This window comes from Streptomyces sp. YS415, from assembly GCF_023544665.1.
Taxonomy (GTDB): domain Bacteria; phylum Actinomycetota; class Actinomycetes; order Streptomycetales; family Streptomycetaceae; genus Streptomyces.
Genome location: NZ_JAMJFL010000007.1, coordinates 92,436 through 110,983 on the forward strand (window position 1 = coordinate 92,436; position 18,548 = coordinate 110,983).

Below are 18,548 nucleotides of genomic sequence, written 5' to 3' on the forward strand. Positions count from 1 at the left end.
TTCCTGTCTCTCGCCGAGCTGTGACCCCTGGTTTCACCCGGGTGTCCATCCGTACCCGGTCACCGGGAAGATCCCCCACCGGTCAGGCGTGCGGCCCATCGAGCCGTTCCGGCAGCCCGCGTCGGCCCGGCAGGCGCCGTTCAGCCCCGCAGCACCAGGTCGAGGAGGCCGGGGAAGCGGGCGTCGAACTCCTCTCGGCGCAGCCGGTTCACCCGCTTCGGCCCCTCGTCCCGCTGCTCGACCAGGCCGGCGCCCCGCAGGACCGAGAAGTGGTGGCTGAGCGCGGCCTTGCCGACCGGCACGTCGAAGCTGCCGCAACTGCGCGTCCAGTCGGGGGAGTTCGCCAGCTCACGGATGAGCTGCATGCGCACCGGGTCGGCGACCGCGGACAGCGCGGTCTGCACCGGGACGTCCTCGGGATCCGTGTGCACCGGTGCGGCGCGATGACTGCCGCCCGCCGCCTGGTCCGCCATGTTCCGCTCCCCGCGCCGCTTGCCGAGTGTTCGATCCGTATCTTACAGTCCCACTGTTCGCTTCCAATCGAACAGTCAGATCGACCCGTCACGGAGTCGACACGTCACAGAAGGGCCGATCCGTCATGCGCGCAGTCGAGTTCCAGGAGTACGGCGGCCCAGAAGTGCTGAAGGTCGTGGAGACCGGCGTCCCGGAACCGGGGCCGGGCCGGGTGACCGTCGAGGCCGCCTATGCCGGGGTGAACTTCGCGGACCTCAAGGCGCGCACCGAGGGGTACCGGGTGGCCGCGCTGCCCTTCCGTCCGGGCCTGGAGGTCTCCGGGCGGATCAGGGCCGTCGGCGAGGGCGTCGAGGGCCTGCGGCCGGGGCAGGAGGTCGCCGCCCTCGTCGACGGCGGCGCCTACGCCGAGGTGGTCGTCGCCGACGCGGCGGCCGTCTTCCCGCTCCCCGAGGGCATGGACCTGCGGACGGCGGCCACGCTCCCCACGGTCGTGCCGACGGCGTACGCCCTCGTGCACGAGGTGGGCCGGCTGCGCGCCGGGGAGAGCGTGCTGGTGCACGGCGCGGCGGGCGGCATCGGCACCGTGGCCGGGCAGCTGGCCCGCGCGGCGGGCGCCGGGGCGGTGTACGGCGTCACCTCCTCGGCGGACAAGGCCGAGTACGCCCGCCGGCACGGCTACGACACGGTGTTCACCGCCGAGACCTTCCCCGAGGACGTCCGCCGCGCCACCGGCGGCCGGGGCGTGGACCTGCTCCTCGACCCGGTCGGCGGGGACACCCTGCGCCGCGGCCTGGACGCGCTGGCCGTCTACGGACGCCTGGTGTCCTTCGGCAACGCGAGCGGATCGCAGCCGTGGCAGGCCGGCCCGCCCGAGCTCTACGCCCAGGGCCGCTCGGTGGCGGGCTTCTCCGTCCTGGCCCTCGCCCGGTCGGCACCGGAGGCGCTGCGCGCGCTCGCCGAGCGGGCCTTCCGCACGGTCACCGACGGCACCGTGCGGCTGCCGGTCACCGCGGAGTTCCCGCTGTCGGACGCGGCCGGGGCGCACCGGCTGATGGGGAGCCGTACGTCCACGGGCAAGCTGGTGCTGCGGGTGGCCGGCTGAGCCGGGCCGCCCCACGCGCCGACGGGTCCTCCCCCGCACGTGACCTTCCCCGCCACAAGGTCGATACTGCCGACAGCGGTCCGGAAGCTGTCTGCCCACCTCACCAGGAGGCACCCATGAGGATGCTCATCAACGTCCCGGAGACCGTCGTCACCGACGCGCTGCGCGGTATGGCGGCCGCCCATCCAGAACTGACCGTTGATGTCGAGAACCGGGTGATCGTACGGCGGGACGCCCCGGTGCCCGGAAAGGTCGCCCTGGTCTCCGGCGGCGGTTCGGGGCACGAGCCGCTGCACGGCGGGTTCGTGGGGCCCGGGATGCTGTCGGCGGCCTGTCCGGGCGAGGTGTTCACCTCTCCGGTGCCCGACCAGATGGTGCGGGCCGCGGCGGCCGTGGACAGTGGCGCGGGCGTGCTGTTCATCGTGAAGAACTACACCGGCGACGTCCTCAACTTCGACATGGCGGCCGAACTCGCCGAGGACGAGGGCATCCAGGTGGCGAAGGTGCTCGTCGACGACGACGTGGCGGTCACCGACAGCCTCTACACCGCCGGACGCCGCGGCACCGGCGCGACCCTGTTCGTGGAGAAGATCGCGGGCGCGGCGGCCGAGGAGGGCATGCCGCTGGAGCGGGTGGAGGCGATCGCCCGTCAGGTCGACGAGAACTCCCGTAGCTTCGGCGTGGCGCTCAGCGCCTGCACCACCCCCGCCAAGGGCAGCCCCACCTTCGATCTGCCCCCCGGTGAGCTGGAGCTCGGCATCGGCATCCACGGTGAGCCGGGGCGGGAGCGGCGGCCGATGATGACCTCGGGGGAGATCGCCGACTTCGCGGTGCACGCGATCCTGGAGGACATGGCCCCGCGCAACCCCGTCCTGGTCCTGGTCAACGGCATGGGCGCGACCCCGCTGCTGGAGCTGTACGGCTTCAGCGCCGAGGTGCAGCGGGTGCTCGCCGCCCGCGGGGTGGCCGTGGCCCGCACCCTCGTCGGCAACTACGTCACGTCCCTCGACATGGCCGGCGCCTCGGTCACCCTGTGCCAGATCGACGAGGAGCTGCTGCGCCTGTGGGACGCGCCGGTGAAGACGGCCGGGCTGCGCTGGGGCATGTGAGCGGGCGGCGCCCGGGTGTCAACGTACCTACCACGCAAGGAGATCCCGTGCTCGACGCCGATTTCTTCCGCCGCTGGATGACCGCCACCGCCGCGTCCGTCGCCCGCGAGGCGGAACACCTCACCGCCCTCGACTCGCCGATCGGGGACGCCGACCACGGCAGCAATCTGGTGCGCGGGTTCCACGCCGTGACCGCGGTCCTGGACAAGGAGTCCCCGGACACGCCCGGCGCGGTGCTGATCCTCGCCGGACGGCAGCTGATCTCCACGGTGGGCGGCGCCTCGGGGCCGCTGTACGGGACGCTGCTGCGGCGCACCGGCAAGGAGCTCGGGGAGGCGGCCGAGGTCGACGAGACCCGGTTCGCGGAGGCCTTCCGGGCCGGGGTGGACGCGGTGATGACGCTCGGGGGTGCCGCGCCGGGCGACAAGACGATGATCGACGCTCTGGTGCCGGCCGTGGACGCGCTCGGTGACGGTTTCGCCGCCGCGCGGGCCGCCGCCGAGGAGGGGGCACAGGCCACGACGCCGCTGCAGGCGCGCAAGGGGCGGGCGAGTTATCTCGGCGAGCGCAGCATCGGGCACCAGGATCCCGGTGCCACCTCGTCGGCCCTGCTCGTCGCGGCGCTGGCGGAGGCGAACGGTGAGTGACGACAAGCGGGTCGGGATCGTGCTGGTGTCGCACAGCGCCGAGGTGGCCGCGTCGGTGGCCGAGCTGGCCAAGAGCCTCGCGGGCGGCGGGACCTCGGTGCCGGTGGCCCCTGCGGGCGGTACCGAGGACGGTGGCCTCGGCACCAGTTCCGAGCTGATCGCGGCGGCTGCCGCGGCCGTCGACCGGGGCGCCGGGGTGGCCGTCCTCACCGACCTCGGCAGCGCGGTGCTGACCGTCAAGGCGCTGCTCGCCGAGGGCGACGAACTCCCGGACGGCACGCGCCTGGTGGACGCGCCCTTCGTCGAGGGCGCGATCGCCGCGGTCGTCACGGCGGCGGCCGGCGCGGACCTCGCGGCGGTACAGGCGGCCGCGGAGGAGGCGTACAGCTACCGCAAGGTGTGACCGACGGGGCGGCCCGGGCCTGGCCTAGGCGATGCCGCGGGCGGCCACCTCCAGGGCCGTCCGCAGGGCCGCCTCCAGCTCGGCCCTCGTCGCCGTCGCGTCGGGGGCCGCGTCCACGGTGTGCCAGGCGTGGTGCTCCACGGCCGCCCGCAGGGCCGCGTTGAACATCGCCGCCTGGATCACCGGGCGCAGGTCGTCGGCGGGCAGTCCGGCCCGCTCGGCGAGCGCCCGCGCGAAGGCCGGCTCGGCCTCGTCGTAGGTCTGGAGCCAGACGGCGCGCAGTGCCGGTTCGGTGCGGGTGAGCCGGACCAGCGCGCCGACGGTGTCGTGGGCGGGGTCCGGGTCGGCCGGGAAGCTGCCGTCGAGGATCCGCTCCAGGGGCGCCCCGGTACGCCAGTTCCGCAGCGACTCGGCGATCATCTCGATCCCGGCCGAGAACAGCGGCCGTACGCAGCTCTCCTTGCTCGGGAAGTAGCGCCACACCGTCCGCGCCGAGACACCGACCGCCTGCCCGATCTGCTCCCCGGTGGTCGCCGTCACCCCCTGGGCGACGAACAGGCCGACCGCGGCCCGGGCGATCTCCAGCCGGATCTCGGCCTTGCGCTCCTCGGTCAGCGGCGGTCGCCCCGTACGGGTGCGGGCTGCGGTCATGTCTGCCTCCGGTCCGGTGATCGCTCCCCGGGATTCTCCACCACGACCACGGCCTACTTTATGTCACTGACAGACATTAAGTCGGTAGGGTGGGCGCGCACGGGGCGCTCGGCCCCGGCGCAGGGAGGGAGCAGTACATGACCGAGGGACGCGGCGTCATCGTCACCGGAGCGGGTTCGGGCATCGGCCGGGCCACGGCGCTGGCCTTCGCCGCGCAGGGCGACCGGGTGCTGGTGGCGGATCTCAACGCCGAGGGCGCCCTGGCCGTCGTCGCACAGATCGAGGGGGCGGGCGGCACCGCGGTCGCCGTCACGGGCGACCTGAGCGAGGGGGCGGTCGTGGACGCCGTGGTGGCCACCGCCGTGGAGCGGTTCGGCGGGGTGGACGTGCTGGTCAACAACGCCGGGATCATGGACCGCATGTCGGCGGTCGCCGATGTGAGCGACGCGGAGTGGGAGCGGGTCATCCGGGTCAACCTCACCGCCCCGTTCCAGCTCACCCGGGCCGTGCTGCCGCACATGCTCGCGGCGGGCAAGGGCGTGATCGTGAACACGGCCTCCGAGGCGGGCCTCAGGGGCAGCGCGGCGGGCGCCGCGTACACGGCCTCCAAGCACGGCATGGTGGGCCTGACGAAGAACCTCGCGGTGATGTACCGGGGCAAGGGGATCCGCGCCAACGCCATCGCGCCCGGAGGCACCGAGACCGGCATCGTCGTCGACGCCGAGCCGGGAGCCCACGGGCCGGCGACGCTCGGCCCGCACTTCGTCAACGTCGGCCGGCTGGCCCGGCCCGAGGAGCAGGCCGCGGCCATCGTGTTCCTTGCCTCGGACGCGGCGAGCAACGTCAACGGCGTGGTACTGCCCGTGGACGACGGCTGGTCGGCGGTCTGATCCGGGCCCTCAGCGCCCGCGCGCGAACATGCGCGCCAGGCGCTCCCCCACCGCCACGGCGGCCTCGCGGTCCTCGATCGGGTCCACCCGGGTGTCCTTGAAGACGATGTAGGTGACCCCGGAGTCCGTGCCGCCGCCGTGCGGGTCGGCAGGGATGCCGAGGGCCTCGGCGGCGGCGTAGGAGGCCTCGCCGATGATGTCGCGCGGCCCCACGTCGCCGACGACCGCGTACCGCACCCGGTCCCGGTGCACGAGGGCGACCACCGAGCCGCCGCGGATCCCGTGGTCCCGGTAGTCCCAGACACGGCTCGGACCCGGCACGACGACGTACGGGAGGCGTTCGGCGTCCAGGTAGCGGCCGTCGGACTGGGTGAAGGCGGTGGCGTCACTGAACCAGGGGTCGGTACGGCTGTTGCAGCGGCGGCCAGGGCGGCCGTCGCAGTCGATGTCCAGGTCGGCCTTCCAGAAGACGGCCTCCCGGGTTGCGCACACGGGGACCGTCGGGGACCGGCCGTCGTCCGTGCGGTAGCGCCCGCGGGAGACCTGGGCGCACCGGCGCGCCTTGGCCAGCAGTTCGGCGGCGCGGACGCCCCCCTGGGGCCCCATCGCGGGACGCACCGCGGGGCGCACCGCCGGCCGCTCCTCAGCGCGCGGCGGGGCGGCGGTGGGCAGGGCGGTGGGCAGGGCGGTCGGGGCGAGCAGGGCGGCGCTCGCCGCGGCCAGCGTCAGCGACTGGACACGCACGATAAGGAACCCTCTCCGGGGGGACACTGACGGACACTCGGCCCAATCTGGTACCTGGCCGATCGGGCGGCCACCATTCAGGGGCCAGACGGGGTGCCCGGGCACCTCGTCCGGCGGGGGGACCGACTCTCCGGCAGCGGCCGGGAGTCCGAGCCCGTATCGGCCCGTCCTCCCGGCCGCGCACGGCCGGCGCGGGATCAGCGACGACAGCGGTCCGCGCCACCGGCGTGAACTCCCGCATCCCCCTGGGAAGTTCAGCCGTCGAGAGGTCAGCATACGTAACCGCCGCGAACGGTCACCCCGCACCGCCCTCTTGATGTGATCGCGTCAGCCGCGCCATATTGGTCCGGACCATTGCCGCGCCGGGCCGTGAGGTTCCGCGCGGCCCGGGTTCCCCCACGGGAGGCTCAGCCGTGCGACGCGTTCCGGTTCCCGCCCGCCCGCACCGACTCGCCCTGTTCTGCGGCGCCCTCGCCCTGGTCGCCTCCTGCGGCGGCCAGGGACAGGCGCAGCAGGTCCCGCTGCCCGGCGCCCCGAGGGGCGTCACGGCCGAGGCGGGCAGCGCGACCAGCGTGCACGTGATGTGGAACGCGGTGGCGTCGGGCCGGGGCATCGACGGCTACGAGGTGTATCGCGGCCCCACCAAGGTCAAGGACGTGCCGGGTGACGAACACATGGTGGATGTCACCCGGCTCCGCCCCTCGACCGCGTACACCTTCACCGTGCGCGCCCGGGACGCCGACGGCCGGCTCGGACCGCCCAGCGAGAAGGTGCGCGCGACGACTCCCGCCGCTGCCGCCGCGGACCGCTCGGCCCCGAGCGCGCCGGGCGCCCTCCGCGGCCGCGCGGTGGGCAGCCGGGCCGTCCAGCTGTCCTGGTCACCGTCGAAGGACGACCGCGGGGTGGTGTCGTACGACATCCATCAGGGCGATACGAAGATCCACAGCGTGGGCGGGAACCAGACCGCGGCCGTGGTGACCGGACTGCGGCCGGGCACCCGCTACACCTTCACCGTCCGCGCCCGGGACGCCGCCGACAACCGCTCCCCGGCGGGCACGCCCGTCCGCCTGACCACGCCCGGCACCGACGACGGCCGCGGCACCGCACCGGCCGGCTTCCGCGCCACGAGCCACCGTGACAAGGGCGACGGGGCCTACTACATCGACCTGAGCTGGGTCCCGCCGCGCGCCGACGGCCGGGTCACGGAGTACCAGGTCCACCTGGACGGGAAGCCCGCCACCTCCGTGGCGTTCGGCGGCGACGAACCGCTCGAGAAGGCCACCTACAGCTTCTACGCGGGTGAGGAGGCGGGCGTGCGCCACCGGGTGCGGCTGCGGGCGCGGCTGCCCGACGGGACGTGGGGCGGCTTCTCGGGGGAGCGGACGGTCATCACGGGCGCCGCGGCCCGGTGAGGGGCCCGGCCATGGGCCGGACGGTGGACCGCGTCACCTGCCCGGGTGCGGTCCGCATGCGCGCCGGGCCGGGGGGACGTTGGCTGACCTCGAGGCAGCACGGGCCTTTCCCGACCCCTCGGCGGCGCAAGGGATGTACCGCCAACCGTGCCGCTGGAGGGCAGTCCACATGCGCAACTCATCGCCCATTGTCCGCTCGGGGCTGACCGTGGCGGCCGTCGCCGCGCTTCCGCTCGCCCTGACCGCCCCGACGGCCACCGCCCAGTCCGGGATCTCCGTCAGCACCAGCGGCAACACGGTCTCGGTCAGCACCAGCACGTGCAGCCAGACCAGCCCCACCGGCAGCTGGGGCACCGCTTCCCTGCTCACCAGCAGCCAGGCGAACTTCGCCCAGGGCCGCCAGGTGGCGCTCTCGGGCACGACCAGCCAGCAGTCCGCCGCCTGGTCGAACGTCAGCCCGGGCACGTACACCGTGGTCGTGCAGTGCGCGTTCAACAACCAGACGGCGGGCACCCAGGCCGTCGTCGTCTCCACGACCCCCACGCCCACCGTCTCCCCGACGGCCTCCCCGTCCCGCGGAGTCATGGGCGGTGTGGGCGGCGGCACCGAGGACTACGGCACGCTGACACTCGTCGCGGGCGGCGGGCTGCTGGCGGTCGGCGCCGCGGCGACCGTCTGGTTCCTGCGCCGCCGCGCCAAGCCCTACCGGCTCTGAGACTCCGCGCCGGGCAGCTCCGCGAACTCCGCCAGGGCGTGGGTGAGCCACTGGGTCCAGAAGGTCTCCAGATCGATGCCCGCCCGCAGCACCAGATGGCGCAGCCGGTCCTCGGGGCCGTCCTTGCCGGGCGGGAAGTCGCGCTTCTCGATCTCCCGGTACTCGGCCAGCTGCCGGGTGTGCAGGTCGAGATGGCGGCGCAGATCGGCCGCGATGCCCTCGGTGCCGACCACGGCCGCCGCGCGCAGCCGCAGCAGCAGCGTGTCCCGGTGCGGCTTGGGGTCCTGGGCGGCGGCGCTCCAGCGGGCCAGTTCGGCGCGGCCCGCGGGCAGGACCTCGTAGCGCTTCTTCTGGCCGCGGGCGGGCTGCTCGGACGCGAGCGCGCGGATCAGCCCGTCCGCCTCCAGCTTTCCCAGCTCGCGATAGATCTGCTGATGCGTCGCCGACCAGAAGTAACCGATCGACTTGTCGAAGCGACGGGTCAGCTCCAGCCCCGAGGACGGCTTTTCGAGCAGGGCGGTGAGGATCGCGTGCGGGAGTGACATGACGTCATCCTAGGGACGGCCCGGAACAGCCCCTACAGGGCCGCCGCGACCTCCGTGCCCTGCTTGATGGCCCGCTTGGCGTCGAGCTCCGCGGCCACGTCCGCGCCGCCGATCAGGTGCACGCTGCGGCCGGCCGCCACCAGCTCCTGGTAGAGGTCGCGGCGCGGCTCCTGCCCGGTGCACAGCACGATGGTGTCGACCTCCAGCACCGTGCTCTCCTCGCCGACGGTCACATGCAGACCGGCGTCGTCGATCCGGTCGTAGCGCACGCCCGGGACCATGCGCACGCCGCGGTGCTTGAGCTCGGTGCGGTGGATCCAGCCGGTGGTCTTGCCGAGACCCGCGCCGACCTTGCTGGTCTTGCGCTGCAGCAGGTGGACGGTGCGCGGCGGGGCGGGCCGCTCGGGCGCCGCCAGACCGCCGGGGCCCTCGTACGCCATGTCGACGCCCCAGTGCCGGAAGTACGTCTCGGGGTCCTCGCTCGCCTTGTCGCCGCCGTCGGTGAGGAACTCCGCGACGTCGAAGCCGATGCCGCCCGCGCCGAGGATCGCGACCCGCTCCCCGACGGGCACCCGGTCGCGCAGGACGTCGAGGTAGCCGACGACGCTGGGGTGGTCGACGCCGGGGATGTCCGGGGTGCGCGGGGTGACGCCGGTGGCGACGACGACCTCGTCGAAGCCCTCCAGATCGGCTGCCCCGACGGGCGTGTTCAGCCGTACGTCGACACCGTGCGCGTCGAGCTGGTGGCGGAAGTAGCGCAGGGTCTCGTCGAACTCCTGCTTGCCGGGGACCTGGCGGGCGACGTTGAGCTGGCCGCCGATCTCGCTGCCGGCGTCGAACAGGGTGACCTCGTGGCCGCGCTCGGCGGCCGACACCGCGCAGGCGAGACCGGCCGGGCCCGCCCCCACGACCGCGACCCGCTTGCGCAGCCGGGTCGGGGCCAGCACCAGCTCCGTCTCGTGGCAGGCGCGCGGGTTGACCAGGCAGGAGGTGATCTTGCCGCTGAAGGTGTGGTCGAGGCAGGCCTGGTTGCAGCCGATGCAGGTGTTGATGGCCTCGGGCCGGCCCTCGGCGGCCTTGTTCACGAACTCCGGGTCGGCGAGCATCGGACGGGCCATCGAGACCATGTCCGCGCAGCCGTCGGCGAGCAGTTCCTCGGCGAGCTCGGGGGTGTTGATGCGGTTGGTGGTCACCAGCGGGACCGACACCTCGCCCATGAGCCGCTTGGTGACCCAGGTGTACGCGCCGCGCGGCACGGAGGTGGCGATGGTGGGGATCCGGGCCTCGTGCCAGCCGATGCCGGTGTTGATGAGCGTCGCCCCGGCGGCCTCCACGGCCTTGGCGAGGGTGATCACCTCGTCGAGCGTGGAGCCGCCCGGGATCAGGTCCAGCATGGAGAGCCGGTACACGATGATGAAGTCCTCGCCGACGGCCTCGCGGACCCGGCGCACGATCTCTACCGGGAACCGCATGCGGTTCTCGTACGAGCCGCCCCAGCGGTCGGTGCGGTGGTTGGTCGGGGCGGCGATGAACTCGTTGATGAGGTAGCCCTCGGAGCCCATGATCTCGACGCCGTCGTACCCGGCCCGCCGGGCGAGCCGGGCGGTGCGGGCGTAGTCCTCGATGGTCCGCTCGATGTCGGCGTCGGTCAGCTCGCGCGGCGGGAAGGGGCTGATCGGGGCCTGCAGCGGGCTCGGCGCGACCAGGTCCTGGTGGTAGGCGTAGCGGCCGAAGTGCAGGATCTGCATCGCGATCCGGCCGCCCTCGCGGTGCACGGCCCCGGTGATGACCCGGTGCTGCTCGGCCTCCGCCTCGGTGGTGAGCTTCGCGCCGCCCTCGTAGGGGCGTCCCTCGTCGTTGGGCGCGATGCCGCCGGTGACGATCAGGCCCACCCCGCCGCGGGCCCGCTCCGCGTAGAAGGCGGCCATGCGCTCGAAGCCGTGCTCGGCCTCTTCCAGGCCCACGTGCATGGAGCCCATGAGGACACGGTTGGGCAGGGTGGTGAAGCCCAGGTCGAGCGGGTTCAGCAGATGCGGGTAACGGCTCATCGGGCCCCTCCGTGCGCGGCGTCGTCACCCCTGTTGTAGAGGACCGCGCACGGCTTATGCAACTAGTTGCACAAAAGAAGAGACCCAGGTCACCGGCTTTCCAGCCGCACGTGCAGCTCACGCTCCTGGTCACCGGAGGTGGTGCTCAGGTCATGCACCGTGAACAGGTCGTCCAAGGTGGTGCGGAAGCGCTCGATCGCCCAGTAGCCGCCCTGTACGTCCGCCTCGACGGACGAGGACAGCCGCCCTTCGGGCCGCTCGCCCGCGCGCGGGTCGGAGACGTCGAAGGTGCCCAGCCACACCGTCGGCCGACTCTCGTGCCAGTCCTGCGGTACGTCGTCGGAGCACCGGTCCGAGTCGAAGTGCGCGCACAGGGCGTCGAACACGATCCGGGCGTCCTCCTTGCTGCATCCGCTCAGCTCCACGGAGACGGATTCCGGGTGCGATTCCGGGTGCAGTCGCTCAGTGTCCATCGTGACTTGCTCCTCTCGAGGCCTTGCCGCGTCACAGCGCGGGTTCCCCCGCGACACCGTGTCGCACTCCCAGAAAACCACCACATTCCGGGATGCACAGCCCCGAGAAGGCCCGGGGCACCCGCGGGCGAGGCGGTAAGTCCTGCTGGTCGTGGTCGTCCCCCGCACCTCGTCCTCCGAGACGGTGGCCGTCCTCGTGGCGCTCACCCGGACGCCCGCCGCCGTGTTGAGGGATGGTGGAGATGAGCGACGCGAGAGGTCGCGGAGACGGTTGAGCGCGGTACAACTGGGAGAGTCGGCACGGGGGCGGCGTGTCGCGCGAAGGGCGAAGGCGGTGCGTGGGATGACTGCAGCCGGATCTCCCGTGGCCCGGGGCGACGAGCCCGCGCGCGCCCCTACGCCGCCCCTGGCCGGGGGTGACGAGCCGGTGCCGGATGACGAGCCGGACCGCGCCCCCACCCCACCCACTCCCTACGGCGACGAAGCCGGGCACGCTCCAGCGCCGCCTCCGGCCGGAGCTGACGAGGCCATGCACGCCCCCGGGGCACCCGCGGCCGAGAACCACGCATCGGTGCCCGGCAACGAAGCCGTGCACTCCCCCACGCCACCCCCGGCCCGAGGTGACGAGGCCACGCAGCGCCCCGGAGCACCCGCGGCCGAGAACCACGCATCGGTGCCCGGCAACGAAGCCGTGCACTCCCCCACGCCGCCCCCGGCCCGGGATGGTGAGCCGGTGCGGGGGCCTGTGCGGCCCACCGGGCTGCTCGATGTGCTGGGCGTGGCCTCCGTCGTCCTGGACACCGAGGGCCGGATCGTGCTGTGGAGCCCCCAGGCCGAGGAGCTCTTCGGCTACTCCGCGCAGGAGGCGCTGGGCCGGTCCGCCGCGCGGTTGATGATCCACGAACAGCACTTCGACCTGGTGGTGAAGCTGTTCGCCGATGTCCTGGAGACCGGCGAGAGCTGGGCCGGGGCCTTCCCGATCCGGCACAAGGACGGCAGCACCCGGCTGGTGGAGTTCCGCAACCAGCGGCTGCTGGACGACCGGGGCGACGTGTACGCGCTCGGCCTGGCCGCCGACCAGTCGACCGTGCGGCGGCTGGAGCGGGACGTCGCGCTCTCCACCCGGATGGTGGCGCAGTCGCCGACCGGTCTCGCCGTCCTCGACACCGACCTGCGGTTCGTCTCCGTCAATCCCGCGCTGGAGCGGATCAACGGCATACCGGCCGAGGAGCACCTGGGCCGTACCGTCCCCGAGGTCCTGCCCGATCTGGACACCGACGCCCTGGAGTCCGCGGTGCGGCGGGTGCTGGAGAGCGGGGCGGCGCTGGTCGATCAGGCGCTCGTCGGACGCACTCCGGCCGATCCGGACGAGGAGCACGCCTGGTCGGTGTCGCTGTACCGGCTCGAGGACGCGCTCGGCACCGTGCTGGGCGCGGTCTGCATGGTCGTGGACGTCACCGAGCAGCACCGGGCGCAGGTCGAGGCCGAGGCGGCCCGCCGGCGCCTGGCGGTGATCGCCGACGCGTCCGCCCGTATCGGCACGACACTGGATCTTGACCGCACGGCGAGCGAACTGGCCGATGTCGCCGTGCCCGAACTCGCCGACATCGCGGCCGTGGATCTGCTGGAGGCGGTGGTGGAGGGCAGGCGCAGCATCCTCGGCCCCACCGAGCCGGCCGTGATCCGCGCCCTGGCCGTCAAGGCGGAGCATCCGTCGGAGGCGCTGGAGGCCGCCGATCCGCCCGGGCAGATCGCGCGGTACGCCTCCGACCGGCTGGTCACGGAGTGCGTGCGCACCGGCAGCCCGGTGATGCTGGCCGAGGTCGGGCCCGCGGACCTGCCCCGCATCGCCCGTTCACCCGAGGCCGCCGAGCAGCTGGCCCGCGCGGGGGTGCACTCCTATCTGGCCGTGCCGCTGATCGCCCGCGGGGAGGTGCTGGGCTCCCTCGACCTGAAGCGGATGACCAACCCCCTGCCCTTCGGGGACGACGATCTGCTGCTGGCCCGGGAGTTGGCGGCCCGCGCGGCCGTGCAGATCGACAACGCCCGCTGGTACCAGAACGCCCGCAACACCGCCCTCACTCTCCAGCGCAGTCTGCTGCCGAGCCATCCGCCGAGGACGGGCGGTCTGGAGGTCGCCTCCCGCTACCAGCCCGCGGGCGCCACGGCGGAGGTCGGCGGCGACTGGTTCGACGTGATCCCGCTGGACGGCGGCAAGACCGCGCTGGTCGTCGGTGACGTGATGGGCAGCGGGGTGAGCGCCGCCGCCACCATGGGCCGGCTGCGGACCGCGACCAACACCCTCGCCTCCCTCGACCTCGACCCGGCCCGGCTGCTGGAACACCTGGACCGGACCACGGAGGGCCTGGACCACTCCATCGCCACCTGTGTGTACGCGGTCCACGACCCGGGGCTGCGGCAATGCAGGATCGCCAACGCCGGGCATCTGCCCCCGGTCCGGCTGCGCGACGGCCACGCCCCGGAGCTGCTCGAACTCCCCACCGGGGCACCGCTCGGAGTGGGCGGAGTGGCCTTCTCCACCACCACCGTGACGCTGGAGCCCGGCGACCGGCTGGTGTTCTACACCGACGGCCTCGTCGAGACCCGCCGGCACCCGCTGGACGAACGCCTCGACGCGCTGCTGCACCTCCTCGACGGCCCCGACCGCCCGCTGGAGGAGGTCTGCGACCTCCTGCTGCGCACACTGCACCAGCCCGACAACTCCGACGACGTCGCCCTGCTCATCGCGCGGGTGGTGCGGCCGGGTTAAACCCCGGACAGGCCGGTTCGGCAAGGGCGGTGGCGCCGCTCACGGCGGGGAGGACCGCGTCCCTCCCTTCCGGTGCGTGGGGCCACGGACGCGCCGGCCGGCGCGAAGGGACCGTACCGACCACGACCTGGGCGTACCGCTCCTCGCACACCGCCGGGCGGGCTGTCAGGCCGCCGCGGGTGAAGGCCTCGACGGCGGCCGCGGTCTGGCGCTCGCTGGTCTCGACGAGCAGACAGCCGCCCGGCGCCAGCCAGCGCGCCGCCTCGCCGGCGACCCTGCGCAGCAGGTCCAGCCCGTCGGCCCCGCCGTCGAGGGCGGTCAGCGGCTCGTGGTCGCGAGCTTCGGCGGGCAGGAGGGCGACCTCGCCGGTGGGTACGTAGGGGACGTTGGCGGCGAGGATGTCGACCCGGCCGCGCAGGGCCGCGGGCAGCGCCCCGAACAGGTCACCGGCGTGCACCTGACCGCCGTACGCGGCGACGTTGCGGCGGGCGCAGCGCACCGCGGCCCGGTCGATGTCGGCGGCGTGCAGTTCGACCGGGCCCAGCGCCGCGGCGAGGGCGGCGCCGACGGCGCCCGAGCCGCAGCACAGGTCCACCACCACCCGGGCGTCCGGGACCTGGGCCAGGGCCTGCTCGACCAGGAACTCGGTACGGCGGCGGGGGACGAAGACCCCGGGCTCGACGACGATGCGCAGTCCGCGGAACTCGGCCCAGCCGAGGACGAGTTCGAGGGGATGGCCGGCCGCCCGCCGGTCCACCAGGGCGGCGAGTTCGGCGTCCGAGGCGGCGGCGCTCAACAGCAGCCGCGCCTCGTCCTCGGCGAAGACACAGCCCGCGGCGCGCAGCGCGGCGACCACGGCGTCACGGGAGAGGGAAGGGGAAGTCAAGGGGGGCCTTTCGGGATCCGAAGGGCGCTCCTCGAGTCACCGGCGAGCGGCGACGGCACCGACGCGCGGGGAGAGCACCCGACCTGACACTGCGGTAATGGGTCTCACCCCCTCGGTGCGACACGTCCGGGACGCTCCGCGGACGGCGGTCAGCTTATCCAGTGATCACCGCCGATGTCTGCCGAGTTGTACTCTGCAACCATGAGTACGAGGGACGTTCCGGACCCGGCCGTGGAGACCATCCAGCGCGAGATGACGGCTTTCGCCCGCCGCGCCCGGGCCTCGGCCGGACGTATGCACCCCGAGCTGTCGCTGGTCTCGTACACCCTGCTCGGCCATCTGGAGGAGAGCGGCGGCTGCCGGGCCACCGACCTCGCGGCGCACTACGCCCTGGACAAGTCCACGGTGAGCCGCCAGGTGGCAGGCCTGGAGCGCGACGGGCTCATCGGGCGGAGCCTCGATCCGGACGACCACCGGGTGCAGGTGCTGCACCTGACGGACGCGGGGCGGCGGCTCCTCGCCCAGGTCACCGAGCGGCGGCGGGAGGTCGTGCGGGAGCGGCTGGCCGACTGGCCGGACGAGGATCTGCGGCGGTTCGCCGGGTACCTGGTGCGCTACAACGCCGGTTAGGCCACCGGTTCCAGCAGGTCGCCGGGGACGCGGGTGCCGAGGAAGACGGTGCTGCGGCGCAGCCGGAAGCCCAGGGTCTCGTACAGCCGGATCGCGCCCGTGTTGTCCGCGGCCGCCTGCAGGAAGGGCTTCTCGCCGCGCTCCTGGATGCCGTGGGCGACGGCGAGCACCAGCCGTCCGGCCAGGCCCTGGCCCCGGACGGCGGGGTCGGTGCACACCGCGCTGATCTCCGTCCAGCCCGGCGGCCGCAGCCGCTCCCCCGCCATGGCGACCAGCTTGCCGTCCCGGCGTATGCCCAGGTAAGTGCCGAGTTCGAGGGTGCGGGCCCGGAACGGTCCCGGACGGGTGCGGGCGACCAGGTCGAGCATCTCGGGCACGTCGGCCGGGCCGAGGCGGACCGCCTCCGGGTCCGGCGCGCCGGCCACGTCCGGGCCGACGAGCTGCACGCCCTCGGCGCGGAAGACGGTCTCCCAGCCCTCGGGCGCCGGACCCCGGAAGCCGATCAGCAGGGCCTCGTTGCCGGGACCGGCGAGGGCGGCGATGTCGGCCCAGTCGGCGGGCTCCGGGTCCTCGGGAACCGCCACCCAGGGCGCCACCTCGGCGGGGTAGCGCAGGACCCGGCCCCGCTGCTCGGCCAGCGGGGCCTGCGGGCCGGTCAGCGCGGCCCAGGCCGGGTTGTCGAGGACCTGCTCGTACGCCTCGGACATCTGCTCCCTCTCTCCTGTGCCGCCACGGAAACCTTCGCCGCCACAGAAACCAATCAAGATCGGCGGACGGCTATTCCCGCCCCGTCGGACCAGTACGGTTGAATGAGCAACGTACTGATCACGGCCGTCGCGCACGGCGGTCTGGAGGCACCACCCGCATGAACGTCACCCGAGGCTTCACCGGACGCCCGCGCGTCCCCGACCCCGGACTGCCACCCGGCCAGTACGACGCCGGCGACGACTGGCCCGTCCTGTCCGCCGAGGTCACACCGGATCTCGCGGCCGCCGAGTGGACGTTCCGCGTCGACGGTCTGGTCGAGCGGCCCCGCACCTGGAACTGGGACGAGGCGCACGCGCTGCCCGGGTCGGTGTACGAGGGCGCCATCCACTGTGTGACGAGCTGGTCGAAGTTCGGGGTGCGGTTCGGGGGCGTCTCCCTGGACGCCTTCCTGAGTGCGGTCCGGCCCCATGCCTCCGCCACCCATGCCGTGGCCTACTCGCACACCGGGTACACCACGAACCTCCCGCTCGCGGACCTCACCGGCGGACGCGCCTGGATCGCCTGGGAGTACGACGGGCAACCGCTCGCCCCGGAGCACGGCGGACCGGCACGGCTGCTGGTGCCGCATCTGTACTTCTGGAAGAGCGCCAAGTGGATCGCGGGCCTGCGCATCCTCGACCACGACGAGCCGGGCTTCTGGGAGCAGAACGGCTACCACGAGCGGGGCAACCCGTGGGAGGAGCAGCGGTACTCCGGTGACTGAGACCTTCACTCCCCCGCCCCGCTTCGCCGTGCCCGGCCGCATCGCGGTGAACCAGGAGACGGCGACGGCGTGGCAGACCGCCACTGTCGCCGAGATCCGGCGCGAGACCCCGCACGCGGCCACCGTCCGGCTCGCGGTGCCCGCCTGGGCGGGACATGTGCCCGGCCAGCATCTGATGCTGCGGCTGACCGCCGAGGACGGTTACGCGGCCCAGCGCCACTACTCGATCGCGTCCGCGCCCGACGACTCCGGGCACATCGAGCTGACCCTGGACCATGTCGAGGGCGGCGAGGTCTCCGGCTGGTTCCACACCGTCGCCCGGCCCGGCGACCGGGTCGAGGTGCGCGGCCCGGTCAGCGGCTTCTTCGCCTGGCCCGGGGACCGGCCGGCGCTGCTGATCGGCGCCGGATCCGGGGTCGTCCCGCTGATGTCGATGGTCCGCCACCACCGTGCGCGCGGCCTGGACATGCCGCTGCGGCTGCTGGTGTCGGCGCGCAGCCCCGAGGAGCTGATCTACGCGCGGGAGTACGGCGCCGAGACGACGCCCGTGTTCACGCGCAGCGCACCCGACGGTGTGCCGGTCGGCCGTCTGTCGGCCGCGCACGTGGCGCCGCTCCTGGCCCAGCGGCCGCCCGGCGGGTGGGAGGCCTATGTGTGCGGCTCCAACGGGTTCGCCGAGCACGCCTCGCGGCTGCTCGTGGAGGCGGGCCAGCCGGTCGACCGGATCCGCATCGAACGCTTCGGCTGACTTCCGCGCGCGTGTGCGGGTACCCGGCCGATGTGAAGACACAAGCGCCCGGCCGGCGCCGGCGGGACAACCCGCTGCGGCGCCGGTCCGATGTGGTGGAGGCGTGGGCGGTCGCGGTGGTGGCCGTCCTGGTGTTCGTGGCCGCGCCGTCGGCCGGGGTGGCGGCGGGCTGGTGGGCCCATGACGACGCCCGGGCCACGGCGGCGGCCCAGCATGCCGACCGCCACCGGATCCGCGCCGAGGTCACCGGGCGGGACCCGGGATCCCTCCCCACCGTGCAGAGCACCGGGCGCAAGCAGCGGGTGACGGTGCGCTGGACCGGCCTGGACGGCACACGTCGCACGGACACGGCCCTGGTCCCGGCCGGCACGCACCCCGGTGACCGGGTCGACGTGTGGCTCGACTCCGCGGGCCGCAGCGTCCCGCCGCCGACGACCGAGGCGACGGTCTGGCAGCACACCGTGACGATCGGCGTCTGCGCGACGGCCGCGGCGGCGAGCCTGGCCCTCCTCGGCCACGCCCTGTTCCGCCGCGCCTCGATCGCGCGGCGGCTCACGGAGTGGGAGCGCGAGTGGGCCCGGATCGAGCCGCAGTGGAGCCGACGGGACGCCTGACCGCGGGCCGACGCCGCGGTGACCCGACCACCGGGGACCGCGGCCCCGCCCTCGGCGACCTTCCGCCCGGCAGGCACGACCGTCAACTCGCCCTCGCTGACCAGCGCTTCCGCCCCTGCGACGGGGCCGTCGAGGGACGTGCCAGGGCGTCGGCGCCGGACGCGTACCCGGGGATTGATCTGGCGAAAGGTCCGATCACCGCCGTACCGTGTGATC

At 73.8% G+C, this 18,548-nt stretch carries 19 protein-coding genes and 1 pseudogene; 12 read left to right on the forward strand and 8 right to left on the reverse strand.

Features of this window, described 5'->3' with window-relative positions:
• Positions 1 to 140: 140 nt before the first annotated feature.
• A complete protein-coding gene (locus M8H82_RS11055) occupies positions 141 to 473 on the reverse strand; it encodes a helix-turn-helix transcriptional regulator (protein WP_250072697.1) in 333 nt (110 codons plus the stop codon).
• 125 nt (positions 474 to 598) lie between these two features.
• On the opposite strand from M8H82_RS11055, the gene M8H82_RS11060 reads away from it, so the two are divergent.
• The 4 genes from M8H82_RS11060 to dhaM all read left to right on the forward strand — a co-directional run bounded on the left by M8H82_RS11060 (position 599) and on the right by dhaM (position 3,735).
• Entirely contained in the window at positions 599 to 1,576 is a 978-nt protein-coding gene (locus M8H82_RS11060) for a zinc-binding dehydrogenase (protein WP_250072699.1), read from the forward strand.
• Positions 1,577 to 1,692: 116 nt separating this feature from the next.
• Positions 1,693 to 2,685 carry a dihydroxyacetone kinase subunit DhaK gene (gene dhaK, locus M8H82_RS11065; RefSeq protein WP_250072701.1) on the forward strand — a complete coding sequence of 331 codons (993 nt, stop codon included), beginning with the start codon at positions 1,693 to 1,695 and terminating at the stop codon, positions 2,683 to 2,685.
• Positions 2,686 to 2,732: 47 nt separating this feature from the next.
• Positions 2,733 to 3,332, forward strand: a complete 600-nt coding sequence (gene dhaL / locus M8H82_RS11070) for a dihydroxyacetone kinase subunit DhaL (RefSeq protein ID WP_250072703.1) — start codon at positions 2,733 to 2,735, stop codon at positions 3,330 to 3,332.
• Positions 3,325 to 3,735, forward strand: a complete 411-nt coding sequence (gene dhaM / locus M8H82_RS11075) for a dihydroxyacetone kinase phosphoryl donor subunit DhaM (RefSeq protein WP_250072705.1) — start codon at positions 3,325 to 3,327, stop codon at positions 3,733 to 3,735. Before dhaL ends, dhaM begins: the two co-directional genes overlap by 8 nt.
• A gap of 24 nt (positions 3,736 to 3,759) precedes the next feature.
• Here dhaM and M8H82_RS11080 read toward each other — a convergent pair whose 3' ends face one another.
• Positions 3,760 to 4,386: a TetR/AcrR family transcriptional regulator gene (locus M8H82_RS11080; RefSeq protein ID WP_250072707.1), complete on the reverse strand. Its 627-nt coding sequence runs from the start codon at positions 4,384 to 4,386 to the stop codon at positions 3,760 to 3,762.
• 137 nt (positions 4,387 to 4,523) lie between these two features.
• On the opposite strand from M8H82_RS11080, the gene M8H82_RS11085 reads away from it, so the two are divergent.
• Entirely contained in the window at positions 4,524 to 5,276 is a 753-nt protein-coding gene (locus M8H82_RS11085; RefSeq protein ID WP_250072708.1) for an SDR family NAD(P)-dependent oxidoreductase, read from the forward strand.
• 9 nt (positions 5,277 to 5,285) lie between these two features.
• Here M8H82_RS11085 and M8H82_RS11090 read toward each other — a convergent pair whose 3' ends face one another.
• Complete coding sequence (locus tag M8H82_RS11090; protein ID WP_250072709.1) at positions 5,286 to 6,020, reverse strand: glycoside hydrolase family 75 protein; 735 nt, start codon at positions 6,018 to 6,020, stop codon at positions 5,286 to 5,288.
• 413 nt (positions 6,021 to 6,433) lie between these two features.
• Here M8H82_RS11090 and M8H82_RS11095 point away from each other — a divergent pair, with 413 nt between their 5' ends.
• Positions 6,434 to 7,432 (forward strand): fibronectin type III domain-containing protein, encoded by a 999-nt coding sequence (locus M8H82_RS11095; RefSeq protein WP_250072718.1) that lies wholly within the window; start codon positions 6,434 to 6,436, stop codon positions 7,430 to 7,432.
• Between the two features lie 169 nt (positions 7,433 to 7,601).
• Complete coding sequence (locus M8H82_RS11100; protein ID WP_250072720.1) at positions 7,602 to 8,147, forward strand: hypothetical protein; 546 nt, start codon at positions 7,602 to 7,604, stop codon at positions 8,145 to 8,147.
• Here the strand turns inward: M8H82_RS11100 and M8H82_RS11105 are convergent.
• From M8H82_RS11105 to M8H82_RS11115, 3 genes are all read right to left on the reverse strand, one after another.
• Complete coding sequence (locus M8H82_RS11105) at positions 8,135 to 8,692, reverse strand: PadR family transcriptional regulator (protein ID WP_250072722.1); 558 nt, start codon at positions 8,690 to 8,692, stop codon at positions 8,135 to 8,137. The genes M8H82_RS11100 and M8H82_RS11105 overlap by 13 nt on opposite strands.
• A 32-nt stretch (positions 8,693 to 8,724) precedes the next feature.
• The gene (locus M8H82_RS11110; RefSeq protein WP_250072724.1) at positions 8,725 to 10,740 is read right to left on the reverse strand and encodes an NADPH-dependent 2,4-dienoyl-CoA reductase; all 2,016 of its coding nucleotides are present in this window, start codon (positions 10,738 to 10,740) and stop codon (positions 8,725 to 8,727) included.
• Between the two features lie 89 nt (positions 10,741 to 10,829).
• Complete coding sequence (locus tag M8H82_RS11115) at positions 10,830 to 11,213, reverse strand: hypothetical protein (RefSeq protein WP_250072726.1); 384 nt, start codon at positions 11,211 to 11,213, stop codon at positions 10,830 to 10,832.
• A gap of 778 nt (positions 11,214 to 11,991) precedes the next feature.
• Here M8H82_RS11115 and M8H82_RS11120 point away from each other — a divergent pair.
• Positions 11,992 to 13,983 carry a SpoIIE family protein phosphatase gene (locus tag M8H82_RS11120; protein ID WP_250073067.1) on the forward strand — a complete coding sequence of 664 codons (1,992 nt, stop codon included), beginning with the start codon at positions 11,992 to 11,994 and terminating at the stop codon, positions 13,981 to 13,983.
• Between the two features lie 112 nt (positions 13,984 to 14,095).
• Here the strand turns inward: M8H82_RS11120 and M8H82_RS11125 are convergent.
• Positions 14,096 to 14,869 (reverse strand): annotated as a pseudogene (locus tag M8H82_RS11125) (putative protein N(5)-glutamine methyltransferase); the annotation flags it as partial.
• 201 nt (positions 14,870 to 15,070) lie between these two features.
• Between M8H82_RS11125 and M8H82_RS11130 the strand changes: the two are divergent.
• The gene (locus M8H82_RS11130) at positions 15,071 to 15,499 is read left to right on the forward strand and encodes a MarR family winged helix-turn-helix transcriptional regulator (protein WP_250072736.1); all 429 of its coding nucleotides are present in this window, start codon (positions 15,071 to 15,073) and stop codon (positions 15,497 to 15,499) included.
• Here M8H82_RS11130 and M8H82_RS11135 read toward each other — a convergent pair.
• A complete protein-coding gene (locus M8H82_RS11135) occupies positions 15,496 to 16,206 on the reverse strand; it encodes a GNAT family N-acetyltransferase (RefSeq protein WP_250072738.1) in 711 nt (236 codons plus the stop codon). The two genes, M8H82_RS11130 and M8H82_RS11135, sit on opposite strands and share 4 nt — an antisense overlap.
• 158 nt (positions 16,207 to 16,364) lie before the next feature.
• On the opposite strand from M8H82_RS11135, the gene M8H82_RS11140 reads away from it, so the two are divergent.
• The 3 genes from M8H82_RS11140 to M8H82_RS11150 are packed head-to-tail and all read left to right on the forward strand — an operon-like array spanning position 16,365 to position 18,332.
• Positions 16,365 to 16,970, forward strand: a complete 606-nt coding sequence (locus tag M8H82_RS11140) for a sulfite oxidase-like oxidoreductase (RefSeq protein WP_250072739.1) — start codon at positions 16,365 to 16,367, stop codon at positions 16,968 to 16,970.
• Positions 16,963 to 17,718 carry a ferredoxin reductase gene (locus M8H82_RS11145; protein WP_250072741.1) on the forward strand — a complete coding sequence of 252 codons (756 nt, stop codon included), beginning with the start codon at positions 16,963 to 16,965 and terminating at the stop codon, positions 17,716 to 17,718. Before M8H82_RS11140 ends, M8H82_RS11145 begins: the two co-directional genes overlap by 8 nt.
• Positions 17,719 to 17,750: 32 nt before the next feature.
• Positions 17,751 to 18,332, forward strand: a complete 582-nt coding sequence (locus M8H82_RS11150; RefSeq protein WP_250072743.1) for a hypothetical protein — start codon at positions 17,751 to 17,753, stop codon at positions 18,330 to 18,332.
• The last annotated feature ends 216 nt before the right edge of the window (positions 18,333 to 18,548 follow it).